The sequence below is a fragment of the Streptomyces sp. NBC_01707 genome (assembly GCF_041438805.1).
Classification (GTDB): Bacteria; Actinomycetota; Actinomycetes; order Streptomycetales; family Streptomycetaceae; genus Streptomyces.
In genome coordinates, this window is record NZ_CP109190.1 from 7,528,421 (window position 1) to 7,545,912 (window position 17,492).

Consider the following 17,492-nt stretch of genomic DNA (forward strand, 5'->3'; position numbering starts at 1 on the left):
GTGCTCCGCGCACCGATCAGGCCGACTGGCGCCGGACGACCGTCCCGCGTACCCGCATCAGAGAAAGATCATCAGCAGACACACGGAAGCCCGCCTTCTTACGCACGAAGACGGGCTTCCGGTACGGCGACGTACGTACGTCGCCTACGCCGCAGTCCGGTCCAGCCACTCCGGCAGCGCCGACCGCTCACCAGCCCCCATCGCCAGCAGCATCGCCTCCGCCGGCGACGGGACGAACGGCTCCCGCAGCAACGGCATCCCCGCCTGCTCCGGCGTCCGGGCCGCCTTGCGGTGGTTGTCCTCGGCGCAGGACGCCACCGTGTTGAGCCAGGTGTCCTGACCGCCCTGGGCCCGCGGCACCACGTGGTCGACCGTCGTCGCCCGCCGCCCGCAGTACGCGCACCGGTGCTGGTCCCGTATCAGCACACCTCTTCTGGACCACGGCGCCTGTCTTCGGAACGGCACCCGTACGTACCGGCAGAGCCTGATCACGCGGGGCACCGGAATGTCCACGGCAGCGCCACGCATACGGAGATCGGGGTGCGACTGCTCGACGACAGCCTTGTCCTGCAGGATCAGCACCACCGCACGGTTCAGCGTCACCGTCGACAGCGGCTCGAAGCTCGCGTTGAGAACCAGCGTGTCCCGCATTTCGCCCACCTCCCGTGTGCCGCCCGCCCCCCGGCAGGCCCGGATCAACTCTGGCTGGGCAGGCCGTGATGGACAACGCAATAAAAAATGCCCTGCCCTGATCTCTCCAAGACCAGGGCAGGGCAAACAGCAGGGGAACTCTCAGCTCACCGAGTACTAGGCGGGACCGGGGTACTCACCGATCAGCTGAGCACGTCCCAGCGTGTGGAACCGCAGATTGAAACCGACGACCGCCGGCGACACATCGCTGTCGGCCCCCAGCTTCTCGGTGTCCACCGCGTACACGGTGAAGACGTAGCGGTGGTTCTCCCCGGGCGGCGGCGCAGCACCGCCGAACTCCTTCGACCCGTAGTCGTTACGGACCTGGACAGCGCCCTCGGGCAGCCCGTCGAACTTCCCGCTGCCCGCACCGGCCGGCAGCTCGGTGACGGACGCCGGGATGTCGAAGACGACCCAGTGCCAGAACCCGCTGCCCGTCGGAGCATCTGGATCGAAGCAGGTCACGGCGAAACTCTTGGCCTCCGCCGGGAACCCTTCCCACCGCAGCTGCGGCGAGGTGTTCCCGGCCGCGAACACCTGGGCATCGGCCAGCACGGCCCCAGGGTCGAGATCCTCGCTCACCACCGTGAACGACGGCACCTCGGGATGGAAGTCATGCGGAAGCGGCGGCCTCTTCGGCTCGGTCACGTCAACACCTCTCCTGATCGGCTCCGGTAACTCGCCACCGACCCTAGAGCCAGTTGCGCTGACCGCCGACCTGGGCCAGCCACTGATTGAGGTACGCCGCCCAGTCGGTCCCCTGGAAGTCGTGCAGGCCGACCTTGAACGCCCGGTACGAGTCGCTGCCCTCACTGAAGAGCCCCGGCTTCTTGTCCATCTCCAGGACGACGTCCATCTCACGGTCGTCCGAGACGAACGTCAGCTCGACCTGGTTCAGACCCCGGTACTGCTGCGGCGGGACGAACTCGATCTCCTGGTAGAACGGCAGCCGCTGACGCGTACCGCGAACGTGACCGCGCTCCATGTCCGCGCTGCGGAAGCCGAAGCCCAGCTGCCCGAACGCGTCCAGGATCGCCTGCTGCGCCGGCAGCGGGTGCACATTGATCGGGTCGAGGTCGCCCGAGTCCAGCGCCCGGGCGATCTCCAGCTCGGTCGTCACACCGATGTTCATGCCGTGCAGATGCTGACCGGCGAACATCGTGATCGGCGTCTCCCACGGAATCTCGAGTCCGAACGGTACGACGTGCACCGCACCGGCCTGCACCTCGAACGCACCACCGAGCCGCAGCTTGGCGAACTCGATGTCCTGCTTCGTCTCCTGGTCATTGCCCTCGACCTCGACGCGCGCCTGCAGGCCGACCGACAGTCCCTCGATCTGCTGCGCCACGGAACCGCCCTGGATCCGCACCTCGCCCTGGACGACCCCACCCGGTACGACGTTGAGCTCGGTCAGCTCCGTCTCCACCGAAGCACCGCCGGCACCCATGCTCGCGAGCAGCCGCTTGAAGCCCATGTTTACTCCTCCTTGGTCCTGACCCGTACATACGCGCCACGACCGTAGTCGGTTCCCGGTAACCTCGATCGCCATGATCGAGGGCTTGGACCGTACGCCGCTGACACGCGATTTCTTCGACCGCCCCGTACTGGACGTGGCACCCGACCTCCTGGGCAGGACGCTGGTACGGGCCACCGCCGAAGGCCCCATCGAACTCCGCCTCACCGAGGTGGAGGCGTACGCGGGCGAGATCGACCCCGGCTCCCACGCCTTCCGTGGCCGCACCCGTCGCAACAGCGTCATGTACGGCCCGCCCGGTCATGCGTACGTCTACTTCACCTACGGCATGTGGCACTGCCTCAACCTGGTGTGCGGTCCCGAAGGCATGGCGAGCGGTGTACTGCTCCGGGCAGGTGAGATCCGGGTGGGCGCCGAGCTCAGCCGCAATCGTCGATTCTCGGCCCGCAATGACAGGGAACTGGCCAAAGGTCCAGCCCGCCTGGCCACCGCCCTGGACATCGACAAAGCCCTGAACGGCACGGACGCCATCGCCCACCCGGGTGCTTCGTTGTCCGTACTCCACGGCACACCGCCCCCCTTCGACCAGGTACGCAACGGGCCTCGCACCGGTGTGGGCGGCGACGGTGCCCTGCATCCCTGGCGTTTCTGGATCGACGGCGACCCCACCGTGAGCCCCTATCGACCCCATGTGCCACGCCGTCGAGCAACTTGACTCGCCCCCTCCGGCCGCCTAACGTAGTCCGAGCCGCTTGAACGGGTACTGCTGTCGGCACGGTCCATCGGACCAAGCCTGAGCACTCGGAAGCTGCCAACCACTACCTTCGACTCACCCTGGCGGGTGCGATTTCGGCATGCCGAAATTCGAACCCATCGACTCGATTATGAGCCGCCAAGGAAATCGACTAAAGTAGTGAACACGCCGAAAGGCAAAGGCCACTTCAACGGCCACTGGAATCAAATTCGAACCGGCAAACGGAACGAAAATGAGTCTGGTAAGGTTGGAACCGCCGGAAAGGGAGACGCGAAAGCGAAGAACTGGAAAGCGCAACCCGCTTCGACCGGGAATCGGACACGAAAGAGTCTGATAGAGTCGGAAACGCAAGACCGAAGGGAAAAGCCCGGAGGAAAGCCCGAGAGGGTGAGTACAAAGGAAGCGTCCGTTCCTTGAGAACTCAACAGCGTGCCAAAAGTCAACGCCAGATATGTTGATACCCTGGCCTGCTTCGGCAGGTTGGTGGTTCCTTTGAAAGTCCTGCCGGGCCTTTGTGGTTCCGGTAGGCAATTACACAGCGAGGACGCTGTGGACGATCGGTCTTATTCCGGCTGATCGTCCCGCTCTCGTGATGTGTCTCCCGATTACGGGAAAACATTCACGGAGAGTTTGATCCTGGCTCAGGACGAACGCTGGCGGCGTGCTTAACACATGCAAGTCGAACGATGAAGCCCTTCGGGGTGGATTAGTGGCGAACGGGTGAGTAACACGTGGGCAATCTGCCCTTCACTCTGGGACAAGCCCTGGAAACGGGGTCTAATACCGGATAACACTCTGTCCCGCATGGGACGGGGTTAAAAGCTCCGGCGGTGAAGGATGAGCCCGCGGCCTATCAGCTTGTTGGTGGGGTGATGGCCTACCAAGGCGACGACGGGTAGCCGGCCTGAGAGGGCGACCGGCCACACTGGGACTGAGACACGGCCCAGACTCCTACGGGAGGCAGCAGTGGGGAATATTGCACAATGGGCGAAAGCCTGATGCAGCGACGCCGCGTGAGGGATGACGGCCTTCGGGTTGTAAACCTCTTTCAGCAGGGAAGAAGCGAGAGTGACGGTACCTGCAGAAGAAGCGCCGGCTAACTACGTGCCAGCAGCCGCGGTAATACGTAGGGCGCAAGCGTTGTCCGGAATTATTGGGCGTAAAGAGCTCGTAGGCGGCTTGTTGCGTCGGTTGTGAAAGCCCGGGGCTTAACCCCGGGTCTGCAGTCGATACGGGCAGGCTAGAGTGTGGTAGGGGAGATCGGAATTCCTGGTGTAGCGGTGAAATGCGCAGATATCAGGAGGAACACCGGTGGCGAAGGCGGATCTCTGGGCCATTACTGACGCTGAGGAGCGAAAGCGTGGGGAGCGAACAGGATTAGATACCCTGGTAGTCCACGCCGTAAACGTTGGGAACTAGGTGTTGGCGACATTCCACGTCGTCGGTGCCGCAGCTAACGCATTAAGTTCCCCGCCTGGGGAGTACGGCCGCAAGGCTAAAACTCAAAGGAATTGACGGGGGCCCGCACAAGCAGCGGAGCATGTGGCTTAATTCGACGCAACGCGAAGAACCTTACCAAGGCTTGACATATACCGGAAAGCATCAGAGATGGTGCCCCCCTTGTGGTCGGTATACAGGTGGTGCATGGCTGTCGTCAGCTCGTGTCGTGAGATGTTGGGTTAAGTCCCGCAACGAGCGCAACCCTTGTTCTGTGTTGCCAGCATGCCCTTCGGGGTGATGGGGACTCACAGGAGACTGCCGGGGTCAACTCGGAGGAAGGTGGGGACGACGTCAAGTCATCATGCCCCTTATGTCTTGGGCTGCACACGTGCTACAATGGCCGGTACAATGAGCTGCGATGCCGCGAGGCGGAGCGAATCTCAAAAAGCCGGTCTCAGTTCGGATTGGGGTCTGCAACTCGACCCCATGAAGTCGGAGTTGCTAGTAATCGCAGATCAGCATTGCTGCGGTGAATACGTTCCCGGGCCTTGTACACACCGCCCGTCACGTCACGAAAGTCGGTAACACCCGAAGCCGGTGGCCCAACCCCTTGTGGGAGGGAGCTGTCGAAGGTGGGACTGGCGATTGGGACGAAGTCGTAACAAGGTAGCCGTACCGGAAGGTGCGGCTGGATCACCTCCTTTCTAAGGAGCATCTAGATTCCGCAAGGAATCCAGAGCCACTACGTCGGCAAATGTTCGACGGTGGTCAGCTCATGGGTGGAACGTTGACTATTCAGTACCTGGTGGTTCGACCGGGTCGTAAGTACTGCTCCTCGGAGCGTGGAAAGCGGACCGATCGAATTCCGGGTACTGGGCGCGCTGTTGGGTGTCTGAAGGTATGGCCGCAAGGCTGCCTTCGAACACCGGCCCCAGTGAACTCGCCCTTAGGGGTGGGGTGATGGGTGGCTGGTCGTTGCTTGAGAACTGCACAGTGGACGCGAGCATCTGTGGCCAAGTTTTTAAGGGCGCACGGTGGATGCCTTGGCACCAGGAACCGATGAAGGACGTGGGAGGCCACGATAGGCCCCGGGGAGCTGTCAACCGAGCTTTGATCCGGGGGTGTCCGAATGGGGAAACCCGGCAGTCGTCATGGGCTGTCACCCGCTGCTGAACACATAGGCAGTGTGGAGGGAACGAGGGGAAGTGAAACATCTCAGTACCCTCAGGAAGAGAAAACAACCGTGATTCCGGGAGTAGTGGCGAGCGAAACTGGATGAGGCCAAACCGTATGCGTGTGATACCCGGCAGGGGTTGCGCATGCGGGGTTGTGGGATCTCTTTTTCATAGTCTGCCGGCTGTGAGACGAGTCAGAAACCGTTGATGTAGGCGAAGGACATGCGAAAGGTCCGGCGTAGAGGGTAAGACCCCCGTAGCTGAAACATTGACGGCTCGTTTAAGAGACACCCAAGTAGCACGGGGCCCGAGAAATCCCGTGTGAATCTGGCGGGACCACCCGCTAAGCCTAAATATTCCCTGGTGACCGATAGCGGATAGTACCGTGAGGGAATGGTGAAAAGTACCGCGGGAGCGGAGTGAAATAGTACCTGAAACCGTGTGCCTACAAGCCGTGGGAGCGTCGCTGTTGTTCTTCGGAGCAACAGTCGTGACTGCGTGCCTTTTGAAGAATGAGCCTGCGAGTTTGCGGTGTGTTGCGAGGTTAACCCGTGTGGGGAAGCCGTAGCGAAAGCGAGTCCGAATAGGGCGTTTTAGTAGCACGCTCAAGACCCGAAGCGGAGTGATCTAGCCATGGGCAGGTTGAAGCGGAGGTAAGACTTCGTGGAGGACCGAACCCACCAGGGTTGAAAACCTGGGGGATGACCTGTGGTTAGGGGTGAAAGGCCAATCAAACTCCGTGATAGCTGGTTCTCCCCGAAATGCATTTAGGTGCAGCGTCGTGTGTTTCTTGCCGGAGGTAGAGCACTGGATAGGCGATGGGCCCTACCGGGTTACTGACCTTAGCCAAACTCCGAATGCCGGTAAGTGAGAGCACGGCAGTGAGACTGTGGGGGATAAGCTCCATGGTCGAGAGGGAAACAGCCCAGAGCATCGACTAAGGCCCCTAAGCGTACGCTAAGTGGGAAAGGATGTGGAGTCGCAGAGACAACCAGGAGGTTGGCTTAGAAGCAGCCACCCTTGAAAGAGTGCGTAATAGCTCACTGGTCAAGTGATTCCGCGCCGACAATGTAGCGGGGCTCAAGCGTACCGCCGAAGTCGTGTCATTCGTACATGTATCCCCAACGGGAGTACGGATGGGTAGGGGAGCGTCGTGTGCCGGGTGAAGCAGCCGCGGAAGCGAGTTGTGGACGGTTCACGAGTGAGAATGCAGGCATGAGTAGCGATACACACGTGAGAAACGTGTGCGCCGATTGACTAAGGGTTCCTGGGTCAAGCTGATCTGCCCAGGGTAAGTCGGGACCTAAGGCGAGGCCGACAGGCGTAGTCGATGGACAACCGGTTGATATTCCGGTACCCGCTTTGAAACGCCCAATACTGAATCAGGCGATGCTAAGTCCGTGAAGCCGGCCCGATCTCTTCGGAGTTGAGGGTAGTGGTGGAGCCGACGAACCAGACTTGTACTAGGTAAGCGATGGGGTGACGCAGGAAGGTAGTCCAGCCCGGGCGGTGGTAGTCCCGGGGTAAGGGTGTAGGGCGTGTGATAGGCAAATCCGTCACACATTAAGTCTGAGACCTGATGCCGAGCCGATTGTGGTGAAGTGGATGATCCTATGCTGTCGAGAAAAGCCTCTAGCGAGTTTCATGGCGGCCCGTACCCTAAACCGACTCAGGTGGTCAGGTAGAGAATACCGAGGCGTTCGGGTGAACTATGGTTAAGGAACTCGGCAAAATGCCCCCGTAACTTCGGGAGAAGGGGGCCATCACTGGTGATTGGATTTACTCCATGAGCTGGGGGTGGCCGCAGAGACCAGCGAGAAGCGACTGTTTACTAAAAACACAGGTCCGTGCGAAGCCGTAAGGCGATGTATACGGACTGACGCCTGCCCGGTGCTGGAACGTTAAGGGGACCGGTTAGCTGACTTTCGGGTCGGCGAAGCTGAGAACTTAAGCGCCAGTAAACGGCGGTGGTAACTATAACCATCCTAAGGTAGCGAAATTCCTTGTCGGGTAAGTTCCGACCTGCACGAATGGCGTAACGACTTCTCGACTGTCTCAACCATAGGCCCGGTGAAATTGCACTACGAGTAAAGATGCTCGTTTCGCGCAGCAGGACGGAAAGACCCCGGGACCTTTACTACAGTTTGATATTGGTGTTCGGTTCGGCTTGTGTAGGATAGGTGGGAGACTTTGAAGCAGCCACGCCAGTGGTTGTGGAGTCGCCGTTGAAATACCACTCTGGTCGTGCTGGATGTCTAACCTGGGTCCGTGATCCGGATCAGGGACAGTGTCTGATGGGTAGTTTAACTGGGGCGGTTGCCTCCTAAAGAGTAACGGAGGCGCCCAAAGGTTCCCTCAGCCTGGTTGGCAATCAGGTGTTGAGTGTAAGTGCACAAGGGAGCTTGACTGTGAGACCGACGGGTCGAGCAGGGACGAAAGTCGGGACTAGTGATCCGGCAGTGGCTTGTGGAAGCGCTGTCGCTCAACGGATAAAAGGTACCCCGGGGATAACAGGCTGATCTTCCCCAAGAGTCCATATCGACGGGATGGTTTGGCACCTCGATGTCGGCTCGTCGCATCCTGGGGCTGGAGTCGGTCCCAAGGGTTGGGCTGTTCGCCCATTAAAGCGGTACGCGAGCTGGGTTTAGAACGTCGTGAGACAGTTCGGTCCCTATCCGCTGCGCGCGTAGGAATATTGAGAAGGGCTGTCCCTAGTACGAGAGGACCGGGACGGACGAACCTCTGGTGTGCCAGTTGTCCTGCCAAGGGCATGGCTGGTTGGCTACGTTCGGAAAGGATAACCGCTGAAAGCATCTAAGCGGGAAGCCTGCTTCGAGATGAGTGTTCCCACCCCCTTTGAGGGGTTAAGGCTCCCAGTAGACGACTGGGTTGATAGGCCAGATGTGGAAGCCCGGCAACGGGTGGAGCTGACTGGTACTAATAGGCCGAGGGCTTGTCCTCAGTTGCTCGCGTCCACTGTGTTGTTCCCGGGTTGCGAACAGTCGCACCGGTTGAACAGCTTCACTACTTAATTGAAAAGTGTGCTTGTTCGCTAGAACCCGATAGGGTTTCGGTGGTCATTGCGTTAGGGAAACGCCCGGTTACATTCCGAACCCGGAAGCTAAGCCTTTCAGCGCCGATGGTACTGCAGGGGGGACCCTGTGGGAGAGTAGGACGCCGCCGAACAATCTTTCAAGGACCCTTGGTCCCAGCGTTCATGCTGGGACCAAGGGTCCTTTTTTGTTTTGTCGAAGCGCGTCGGGTGGCCGACTGCGCGAGAATGTGTGTAGTACCCGAAGACAGGAGTTCCACCCATGTCCACCAACTCTCCCGACGATCGTTCGGAGCGCGAGCCGCATCGCCGGGACGGTGGTGACCGGGGCGGCTTCCGGGGTGGTCGTGACGACCGGTCCGGAAGTCCGCGTCGGGACAACGACCGTGGTGGCAACCGCCGTGACGACGGCCGGCCGTCGAGCGGCGGTGCCGGTGGTGGCTTCCGTCGCGACGATCGTGATCGCGGGCCGCGGCGTGACGACAGCCGTGGCGGCGGTGCCGGTGGTGGGTTCCGTCGTGATGACAGCCGCGGTGGCGGTGCCGGCGGCAGGTTCCCTCGGGACGACCGTGGTGGCTCCGGTGGTGGGTTCCGCCGTGATGACAGCCGTGGTGGCGGTGCCGGTGGTGGGTTCCGTCGTGATGATCGTGCGCCGCGTCGTGATGACGACCGTGGTGGGCGTCCCGGTGGTGGCTTCGAGCGCCGTGATGACCGGCCGCGTGGGCCCCGTCGCGACGACGACAGCCGCAGCGGCGGGTTCCGTCGTGATGACAGCCGGCCCTCCAGTGGCGGTGACCGGGGCGGGTTCCGTCGCGACGACAGCCGTGGCGGCGGTGCCGGTGGTGGGTTCCGTCGTGATGACAGCCGGCCCTCCAGTGGCGGTGACCGGGGCGGGTTCCGCCGCGACGACAGCCGCGGTGGGGGTTCCGGCGGTGGGTTCCGCCGGGACGACCGTGGTGGCTCCGGTGGTGGGTTCCGCCGTGATGACAGCCGTGGTGGCGGTGCCGGTGGTGGGTTCCGTCGTGATGACAGCCGTGGCGGCGGTGCCGGTGGTGGGTTCCGCCGCGACGACAGCCGCGGTGGGGGTTCCGGCGGTGGGTTCCGCCGGGACGACCGTGGTGGCTCCGGTGGTGGGTTCCGTCGTGATGATCGTGCGCCGCGTCGTGATGACGACCGTGGTGGGCGTCCCGGTGGTGGCTTCGAGCGCCGTGACGACCGGCCGCGTGGGCCCCGTCGCGACGACGACAGCCGCAGCGGCGGGTTCCGCCGTGACGACAGCCGTGGCGGCGGTGCCGGTGGTGGGTTCCGTCGTGATGACAGCCGGCCCTCCAGTGGCGGTGACCGGGGCGGGTTCCGTCGCGACGACAGCCGTGGCGGCGGTGCAGGCAGGTTCCCCCGTGATGATCGTGCGCCGCGGCGTGACGACGACCGTGGTGGGTACCGCGGGCCGCGTCGTGATGACGACCGTGGTGGGCGTCCCGGTGGTGGCTTCGAGCGCCGTGACGACCGGCCGCGTGGGCCCCGTCGCGACGACGACAGCCGCAGCGGCGGGTTCCGCCGTGACGACAGCCGTGGCGGCGGTGGATACCGCGGGCAGCGTGACGACCGTGACCGGGGTGGCTTCCGCGGGCGTGACGACCGTGGTGGTTTCGATCGGCGCGACGACCGGGACCGGGAGCCGATCAAGCGGCTTCCGATTCCCGACGACGTCACCGGTGACGAGATCGACAAGGACGTTCGGCAGGAGCTGCTGAGCCTGCCGAAGACCCTGGCCGAGGATGTGGCCAGGAACCTCGTCATGGTTGCCCGGCTCATCGACGAGGACCCCGAGCAGGCGTACGCGTACTCGCGTATCGCGCTGCGGCTGGCCTCGCGGGTGGCTGCCGTGCGTGAGGCGGCCGGCTTCGCCGCGTACGCGACGCAGAAGTACGCGGAGGCGCTGGCCGAGTTCCGGGCAGCGAAGCGGATGACCGGGTCCGTGGAACTGTGGCCCGTCATGGCCGACTGCGAGCGTGGACTCGGGCGGCCCGAGCGGGCGATGGCCATGGCCGGCGAGCCCGAGGTGCAGAAGCTGGACAAGGCCGGGCAGGTCGAGATGCGGCTGGTGGCGGCCGGGGCCCGCAGAGACATGGGGCAGATCGATGCAGCCATCGTCACCCTGCAGAGCTCCGAGCTGGCCTCGAACGCCGTGCACCCGTGGACGGCGCGGCTGCGGTATGCGTACGCGGATGCGCTGCTGGCCGCGGGGCGCGAGGACGAGGCTCGTGAGTGGTTCGCGAAGACCGTGGAGGCCGACAAGGACGGCTCCACCGATGCGTCGGACCGGCTTGCCGAGCTGGACGGTGTCGAGTTCGTCGATGCTCTCGGTGAGGACGACGACGCCGATGAAGCGGTCGATGCCGATGCCGATGCCGATGCCGATGCCGATGACGAAGGCTCGGCGGACAAGGCCTAGGACATGACGAGAGGGCGGCATCCCGACAGGGACGCCGCCCTCTTCTTCTTTCCGGCCTCAGTCGAGGGTGAGGCTGCGCAGGACCAGGCCCGAGGCCGGCTTGGGGCCGAACGAGGTGGACTTGCGTGGCATGGTGACGCCCTGGCGGGCCAGGTCCCGGACGACTTCTTCCCGTACCGGATGCATCAGGACCGCCGTGGCGCCGTGGCGCTCGGCCTGGTCCACGGCCGCCTCGGTGTCGTGTATGTACGCGATGTGTTCCGGGGTGTCCGGGATCCGCCACACGTGGTCGAGAAGGGTCGCGTGCAGCACCGTCGCGTCGAGCGCGCGCCAGGCGGGTGGGCGGTCGGCCGGGACGGTGCAGGCCAGCAGTGCTTCGTCCGGGCGGTCGACGAGGTGGAAGCGGCCGTCGCCGGCGAGCAGGAACGCGTTGCCTTCGGCGGCCGCCCCGGCGAGGGCGTCGAGGGCCACGGGGAGCGGCCCCTCGACGTCCCGGATGCGGAAGGTGCCGTTCAGAGCGGCCAGCGCGTCGGCGACCGGGAGGCGGTGCAGCAGCCGGTGGATGGCGCGGACCCGCAGCGGGTAGCGGGCCGTGTCGACCAGGAGGACCAGGCCGAAGTCCCAGGGACCGGGAACCGTGTGCTCCTGCTGGAGACGGAGGTACGTGGCCCAGCGGTGGTGGCCGTCCGCGATGAGCGCCTGGTGTCGGGCGAGATCGGTTTCGATCTCGGACCGGTCGGCCGGGTCGGTGACCGCCCAGAGCCGGTGGCAGTAGCCGTCCTCCGTGGTGGTGGCGAGCAGTGGCGGCCGGTGGATGGTCCGCTCGATGACGGCGGTCGCTCCGGTCGGGTGACCCTCGCTGCGGTAGGTCAGCAGGAGCGGTTCGAGATGGGCGGCTGTGGTCCGCATCAGGTCGGCCCGGTCCTCGACGACATGCGCCATCACGTCCTCGTGCGGCAGCACGATGCCGTCGGCGGGGGCGGAGAGCGCCAGTGCCCCGACGATGCCACGTTGCAGGATCTCGCCGTTGCGCTGTTCGTAGACATAGAGCGCGGGCTCGGTCTCGGGGGCGAGTATGCCTTCGTCGAGCCAGCGGTTCAGGGTCTCGGCGGCCTGCTCGTTGCGTGCGGCGGCCGTGTCGGCCTGCGGCAGTATCAGCCGGACGATGTTGTACGGGTCCGCGGATTCCAGGTGGTGAAGCCCGTCGGGACGCACGACGACGTCGTACGGCGGTGAGGTCACCGCGGCGAGACTGCCGACCCGCTCGGGGACGTAGCGCAGTCCACGGAACGGGATCAGGCGCAGTCCCTGGTCGGCGGGACCTGGTGTGTTCATTTCTGCATCGTATGTGCGTTGCGGGGATGCGCGATGATCGGGGGAGAAGCATGCAATGAGGAGCGCAGAAATATGAGTCAGGCGAGCAGGACCCGGCCCAGCGGGAGCAGCACCGCGCTGAGCGAGGCGTACGACACGGCTCTGCTCGATCTTGACGGGGTGGTGTACGCGGGCGGTGCCGCGATCGCCCATGCCGTCGACTCGCTGGGTGCCGCGCAGGACGGCGGGATGCATCTCGCGTACGTCACCAACAACGCGCTGCGTACACCGGCCGCGGTGGCGGAGCATCTGACCGAACTCGGGGTACCGGCGGGGGCCGCCGATGTGATCACCTCGGCGCAGGCGGTGGCCCGGCTGATGGCAGACCAGCTGCCGGCCGGGGCTCGGGTGCTCGTGGTCGGGGGAGAGGGGCTGAGGACCGCGCTGCTCGAGCGCGGTCTGGTGCCGGTGGAGTCGGCGGACGACGATCCGGTGGCGGTGGCACAGGGGTACGGCGGCCCCGACATGACGTGGGGGCGGTTCGCCGAGGCCGCGTACGCGATTGCCCGGGGCGTGCCGTGGTTCGCGTCCAACACAGATCTGACGATTCCGAGCGCGCGAGGGATCGCGCCGGGCAATGGTGCGGCGGTCGAGGTCGTACGGATCGCCACCGGTGCCGAGCCGCAGGTCGCCGGGAAGCCGTTGCCTCCGATGCACCGGGAGACCGTACTGCGGACCGGGGCGAAGCGGCCGCTGGTGGTCGGGGACCGGCTGGACACGGACATCGAAGGTGCGTTCAACGGCGGTGTGGACTCGCTCCTCGTGCTCACCGGGGTCACGGACGCGAGGCAGCTGGTGGCGGCCGAGCCCAGGCACCGGCCGACATATGTCGATGCGGACCTGCGGGGGCTGCTGACCGGGCAGCCCGAGGTGACCGAGACCGCCGGCGGGTTCGGCTGCGGTGGTTGGACGGCCGCGGTCCGAGGCGACGAGCTGGTGCTGGAGGGCGACGGGGACGCGCTCGACGGACTGCGGGCGCTGTGCGGAGCTGCCTGGTCGCACGCGGGTGAGGGTACCTGCGGGCTGGACGCGGGGAAGGCCGTCGCCAGGCTCGGGCTGTAGGGCGGTGTTCGGGATCCGCTGCCCGGCTTAGGCGGTCCGGTAGTTCACCGGGTGGCGGATTCATGTGTGATGAATCGGGCGTAACCGGCGCTGTGTTGTGCGCGGGGAGCCGGGCGGCTCGACAGCTTTGGAGGGTAGGCTAACCTAACCTCGTGTTGGTAGAGAGCCCCCCAGAGCCGAGCGCAGGTCCGATAGCCGCGCCGGCGACATCCGCGTCCCCAGGGCGCCCCGCGACACGTACCGTGGGACTGCTGCTCGCCGTGGTCGCGCTGGTGCTGGTATGCCTCGCGAGTATCGCGATCGGCGCCAAGGCGCTGCCGCTCGGCGATGTCTGGCACGGTCTGTTCCACGCCTCCGGAACCCATGGCGATGTCCTCGTGCGTGACGTGCGCATCCCGCGGACCGTGCTCGGGCTGATCGTCGGCACAGCGCTCGGCCTCGCCGGTGCGGTGATGCAGGCCCTGACCCGTAACCCGCTGGCCGAACCCGGACTGCTGGGGGTCAACGCGGGCGCGTCGGCAGCCGTCGTATCCGCCATCAGCTTCTTCGGCGTCACCTCGCTGACCGGATACGTCTGGTTCGCGTTCCTCGGTGCCGCGATCGTGTCCGTGGTGGTGTACCTCCTCGGCGGCAGCCGGTCCGCGACCCCTGTACGACTCGCGCTCGCCGGTACCGCGGCCAGCGCCGCGCTGTTCGGCTACGTCAACGCCGTACAGCTGCTGGACGCGGCGGCGCTCGACCGGCTGCGGTTCTGGACGGTCGGGTCGCTCGCCTCGGCGAACATGGAGACGGTCGGCAAGGTGTGGCCGTTCATAGCTGCCGGCGTCGTGCTCTCGCTGCTCATCGCCCGGCCGCTGAACGCCCTGGAGATGGGTGACGACACCGCCAGGGCGCTCGGCGCCCATCTGGTCCGCACCCGCGTCCTCGCGATGCTCGCCGTCACCCTGCTGTGCGGGGCCGCGACCGCGGCCTGCGGGCCGATCGTCTTCATCGGGCTGATGATCCCGCACCTGGTGCGCGCCATCACCGGGCCCGACATGCGGTGGATCCTGCCGTACGCGGCCGTGCTCTCGCCGGCGCTGCTGCTCGGCGCGGACGTGGTGGGGCGGGTGATCGCCCGGCCGTCCGAGCTGCAGGTCGGCATCGTGACCGCACTGCTCGGCGGGCCCGTCTTCATCCATCTCGTACGTCGCAAGAGGATGGCCCAACTGTGAAGGCTGTGAAGACCCGTACGAAGGATGGAACCGGCGCGGTCCGGTCGGTGAGGGCCGTGCGGACCGTCGGGGGGCTCTCCTTCCGGGTGGACGTCCGGGCGCTCGTGGTGATCGTGGTGCTCGCCGCGGTGGCGGCAGGGGCCGGGATCGTGCTCATCGGCAGCGGCGACTACGCCATGACGCCCGGCGAGGTCGTGAGCACGCTGTTCGGGCACGGCACCTTCCAGCAGGAGTTCATCGTCACCGACCTGCGGCTGCCACGGGTCCTCGTCGGACTGCTGGTCGGCGCGGCGCTCGGGGTCGGCGGAGCCGTGTTCCAGACCATCTCCCGCAATCCGCTGGGCAGCCCCGACGTGCTCGGCTTCGGCCAGGGCGCGACGGTCGGGGCGCTGACGGTGATCGTCCTCTTCGAGGGCGGCGCTGCCGCGGTCGCGGGCGGCGCCGTGGTCGGTGGGCTGGTCACCGGCATCGTCGTCTACCTGCTCGCCTGGAAGCGCGGGATGCACGGTTACCGGCTGGTTCTCGTGGGCATCGGCTCGGCCGCGATGCTCACCGCAGTCGCCCAGTATCTGATCACCAAGGCCAATCTGGTCGACGCGACCCGCGCCGTCGTCTGGATGACCGGCTCGCTCGACGGGCGCGACTGGGCACAGGTCTGGCCGCTGCTGGTGGTGTGCGGCCTGCTCATTCCGCTGGTGCTCGGGCACGGGCGGGCGCTGCGCATGATGGAGATGGGCGACGACGCCGCGTACGCCCTGGGCGTACGGGTGGAACGCACCCGGCTCCTGCTGATGGGCTGCGCCGTCATGCTCGTCGCCGTCGCCACCGCCGCGGCCGGCCCCATCACCTTCGTTTCGCTGAGCGCCCCCCAGTTGGCTCGTCGGCTCACTCGCTCGCCCGGGCCCAATCTGGCGCCCGCCGCCTTGATGGGCGCCGCACTTCTGCTGGTCGCCGACTGGATCGCGATGGACGCCTTCGGAGACCGGCAGCTGCCGGTCGGCGTCGTCACCGGGGTGCTCGGTGGCTGCTACCTGCTGTGGCTGCTCGTCTCCGAGCGCAGGGCGGGGCGGATATGAGAGCCCGTCGGACAGCGAATCCGTCCCTCGACGCCAGTACATCGACGACCCTTCCCACCGACTCCGGGAGTACGACCATGCAGCGCCTCACCGCGGACTCGGTGACCCTCGGATACGACCAGCGGGTCATCGCGGAGAACCTCTCGGTCGAGATTCCCGACAACTCGTTCACCGTGATCGTCGGCCCCAACGCCTGCGGGAAGTCCACGCTGTTGCGGGCGCTGTCACGGATGCTCAAGCCGAGCCGGGGACAGGTTCTGCTGGACGGTAGGACGATCCATGGGATGCCGGCGAAGAAGGTCGCGAAGACTCTGGGGCTGCTGCCGCAGTCCTCGATCGCGCCGGACGGCATCACCGTCGCCGACCTGGTCGCGCGCGGCCGGTACCCGCATCAGGGGCTGCTGCGGCAGTGGTCGCCGGAGGACGAACGCATTGTCGAGGAATCGATGATGTCCACGGGGGTCGCCGAGCTTGCGGATCGCTATGTCGACGAACTGTCCGGCGGGCAGCGACAGCGGGTGTGGATCGCGATGGCGCTCGCTCAGGAGACGCCGCTGCTGCTGCTCGACGAGCCGACGACGTACCTCGACATCCAGCACCAGATAGATGTCCTCGACCTGTGCGCGGAACTGCACGAGACGCGGGGGCGCACGCTGGTAGCCGTGCTGCACGATCTGAACCATGCCGCGCGCTATGCCACGCATCTGATCGCCATGCGTCAGGGCGAGATCATCGCCGAGGGGGCGCCGGGGGATGTGGTCACGGCGGAGCTCGTGGAGCGGGTGTTCGGGCTACGGTGCCAGGTGATCGATGATCCGGAGACGGGTACGCCTTTGGTGGTGCCGGCCGCGCGCAGCGCACGGGGCGCGCGGGCGGTCGATTCGGTGGGTGCCTGAAGCGCGGCGGGTGCGGTGGTTCGCTCGAGCTGCGGGCGCGCTTCGTCCTGAAGCACCCGACGGGCGGGCGTGCACCGGCGGAGCGGGATGGGGAAGCTGCGGGCGGGGGCCTGCCGCCCCCGACCGCCGGCGTCGGGGCTACAGCAGCGTTCTGAGGCGCAGAAGGTCTCGGAAGCCTGCTTCCAGGCGAACTCTTCCCGAGCCCCAGGCGCGGGCGAAGTTCAGCTCGCCGTTCACCATGGCCACCAGGTCGTCGCCGGTCATCGTGAGACGGATCTCGGCCTTCTCCACCGGTGGGCCCTCGATCGTGTCCAGCACCTCGATCCGGCCGTCCTTGAGACGGCCGGTGAAGGTGATCGCGAGGTCCTTGATGTGACAGCTCAGCGAGCGGTCCAGGGCGGTCGCGCTGCGCACGTCGCCCTCGGCCGTCGTGAGGTTGTCGGAAAGTCTGTCGAGTGCGCTGCGGCACTCCGCCATGGTCGCCATCGTGATCGACGGTACCTCAGCCCTTCGCGGTAGCGTTTCCGCATGAGCGACTTGATGCCGGAGCCCGCAGCGGTGCCCGGGGAGTATGAGGTGACGGCCGGCCCCGCCCCCGACCCCGCCGCCCCCGCGCCCCTCGGCGTCGTGCGCACCCCCACCGGAAACGCCGAGGTGGACGCACGGCTGGAGCGGCTGGCGGATGCGGACCACCTCCCGGCGGACGGACACATCGAGGTGTACGAGGATGTACACCGTGGGCTGCGCGACGCGCTGACCGCGCTGGACGCCCGGCCCGCACCCGCACCGGTACCCGCACCGATGCCCTCGTACAACAACAGGAGCTGAAC

General features: G+C 65.7%; 13 protein-coding genes and 3 rRNA genes. 11 read left to right on the top strand and 5 right to left on the bottom strand.

Annotation, left to right across the window (positions count from 1 at the left end):
• Positions 1 to 144: 144 nt before the first annotated feature.
• The 3 genes from OG963_RS33795 to OG963_RS33805 all read right to left on the bottom strand — a co-directional run bounded on the left by OG963_RS33795 (position 145) and on the right by OG963_RS33805 (position 2,164).
• On the bottom strand, positions 145 to 651 hold the full coding sequence (locus OG963_RS33795) for an HNH endonuclease (RefSeq protein ID WP_030920231.1): 507 nt from the start codon (positions 649 to 651) through the stop codon (positions 145 to 147).
• A 156-nt stretch (positions 652 to 807) separates the two neighbouring features.
• Entirely contained in the window at positions 808 to 1,338 is a 531-nt protein-coding gene (locus tag OG963_RS33800; RefSeq protein ID WP_093772013.1) for a YbhB/YbcL family Raf kinase inhibitor-like protein, read from the bottom strand.
• A gap of 43 nt (positions 1,339 to 1,381) precedes the next feature.
• The gene (locus OG963_RS33805; protein ID WP_093772016.1) at positions 1,382 to 2,164 is read right to left on the bottom strand and encodes a sporulation protein; all 783 of its coding nucleotides are present in this window, start codon (positions 2,162 to 2,164) and stop codon (positions 1,382 to 1,384) included.
• A gap of 73 nt (positions 2,165 to 2,237) precedes the next feature.
• Here OG963_RS33805 and OG963_RS33810 point away from each other — a divergent pair, with 73 nt between their 5' ends.
• From OG963_RS33810 to OG963_RS33835, 6 genes are all read left to right on the top strand, one after another.
• Complete coding sequence (locus tag OG963_RS33810) at positions 2,238 to 2,879, top strand: DNA-3-methyladenine glycosylase (RefSeq protein ID WP_093772018.1); 642 nt, start codon at positions 2,238 to 2,240, stop codon at positions 2,877 to 2,879.
• A 657-nt stretch (positions 2,880 to 3,536) separates the two neighbouring features.
• Positions 3,537 to 5,062, top strand: a 16S ribosomal RNA gene (locus OG963_RS33815).
• Positions 5,063 to 5,369: 307 nt separating this feature from the next.
• Positions 5,370 to 8,494: ribosomal RNA gene (locus OG963_RS33820) — 23S ribosomal RNA — on the top strand.
• 108 nt (positions 8,495 to 8,602) lie between these two features.
• A 5S ribosomal RNA gene (rrf, locus tag OG963_RS33825) occupies positions 8,603 to 8,719 on the top strand.
• The 16S, 23S and 5S rRNA genes sit together here, the layout of an rRNA operon.
• Positions 8,720 to 8,974: 255 nt before the next feature.
• Entirely contained in the window at positions 8,975 to 10,339 is a 1,365-nt protein-coding gene (locus tag OG963_RS33830; protein ID WP_371800338.1) for a hypothetical protein, read from the top strand.
• Positions 10,336 to 11,040 carry a tetratricopeptide repeat protein gene (locus OG963_RS33835; RefSeq protein WP_371800339.1) on the top strand — a complete coding sequence of 235 codons (705 nt, stop codon included), beginning with the start codon at positions 10,336 to 10,338 and terminating at the stop codon, positions 11,038 to 11,040. Before OG963_RS33830 ends, OG963_RS33835 begins: the two co-directional genes overlap by 4 nt.
• A gap of 57 nt (positions 11,041 to 11,097) precedes the next feature.
• Here the strand turns inward: OG963_RS33835 and OG963_RS33840 are convergent, their stop codons facing one another.
• Positions 11,098 to 12,375 (bottom strand): DUF1015 domain-containing protein, encoded by a 1,278-nt coding sequence (locus tag OG963_RS33840; RefSeq protein WP_093929955.1) that lies wholly within the window; start codon positions 12,373 to 12,375, stop codon positions 11,098 to 11,100.
• Positions 12,376 to 12,447: 72 nt separating this feature from the next.
• On the opposite strand from OG963_RS33840, the gene OG963_RS33845 reads away from it, so the two are divergent.
• From OG963_RS33845 to OG963_RS33860, 4 genes are all read left to right on the top strand, one after another.
• Positions 12,448 to 13,476, top strand: coding sequence for an HAD hydrolase-like protein (locus tag OG963_RS33845; RefSeq protein WP_371799777.1), 1,029 nt, complete (start codon positions 12,448 to 12,450; stop codon positions 13,474 to 13,476).
• Between the two features lie 242 nt (positions 13,477 to 13,718).
• Positions 13,719 to 14,690 carry an iron ABC transporter permease gene (locus tag OG963_RS33850; RefSeq protein WP_093774913.1) on the top strand — a complete coding sequence of 324 codons (972 nt, stop codon included), beginning with the start codon at positions 13,719 to 13,721 and terminating at the stop codon, positions 14,688 to 14,690.
• On the top strand, positions 14,687 to 15,766 hold the full coding sequence (locus OG963_RS33855) for an iron chelate uptake ABC transporter family permease subunit (RefSeq protein WP_093774915.1): 1,080 nt from the start codon (positions 14,687 to 14,689) through the stop codon (positions 15,764 to 15,766). Before OG963_RS33850 ends, OG963_RS33855 begins: the two co-directional genes overlap by 4 nt.
• 77 nt (positions 15,767 to 15,843) lie before the next feature.
• Positions 15,844 to 16,662: an ABC transporter ATP-binding protein gene (locus OG963_RS33860; RefSeq protein ID WP_030917868.1), complete on the top strand. Its 819-nt coding sequence runs from the start codon at positions 15,844 to 15,846 to the stop codon at positions 16,660 to 16,662.
• 138 nt (positions 16,663 to 16,800) lie between these two features.
• Here OG963_RS33860 and OG963_RS33865 read toward each other — a convergent pair whose 3' ends face one another.
• Complete coding sequence (locus OG963_RS33865) at positions 16,801 to 17,148, bottom strand: SCP2 sterol-binding domain-containing protein (RefSeq protein ID WP_030917872.1); 348 nt, start codon at positions 17,146 to 17,148, stop codon at positions 16,801 to 16,803.
• Between the two features lie 42 nt (positions 17,149 to 17,190).
• On the opposite strand from OG963_RS33865, the gene OG963_RS33870 reads away from it, so the two are divergent.
• Positions 17,191 to 17,490 carry a hypothetical protein gene (locus OG963_RS33870; RefSeq protein ID WP_371126416.1) on the top strand — a complete coding sequence of 100 codons (300 nt, stop codon included), beginning with the start codon at positions 17,191 to 17,193 and terminating at the stop codon, positions 17,488 to 17,490.
• Positions 17,491 to 17,492 lie beyond the last annotated feature (2 nt).

Coding starts and splice junctions, on each gene's coding strand:
- OG963_RS33795 (WP_030920231.1), bottom strand. CDS start 651: ATGCGGGACACGCTGGTTCTCAACGCGAGCTTCGAGCCGCTGTCGACG.
- OG963_RS33805 (WP_093772016.1), bottom strand. CDS start 2,164: ATGGGCTTCAAGCGGCTGCTCGCGAGCATGGGTGCCGGCGGTGCTTCG.
- OG963_RS33810 (WP_093772018.1), top strand. CDS start 2,238: ATGATCGAGGGCTTGGACCGTACGCCGCTGACACGCGATTTCTTCGAC.
- OG963_RS33840 (WP_093929955.1), bottom strand. CDS start 12,375: ATGAACACACCAGGTCCCGCCGACCAGGGACTGCGCCTGATCCCGTTC.
- OG963_RS33845 (WP_371799777.1), top strand. CDS start 12,448: ATGAGTCAGGCGAGCAGGACCCGGCCCAGCGGGAGCAGCACCGCGCTG.
- OG963_RS33860 (WP_030917868.1), top strand. CDS start 15,844: ATGCAGCGCCTCACCGCGGACTCGGTGACCCTCGGATACGACCAGCGG.
- OG963_RS33865 (WP_030917872.1), bottom strand. CDS start 17,148: ATGGCGACCATGGCGGAGTGCCGCAGCGCACTCGACAGACTTTCCGAC.
- OG963_RS33870 (WP_371126416.1), top strand. CDS start 17,191: ATGAGCGACTTGATGCCGGAGCCCGCAGCGGTGCCCGGGGAGTATGAG.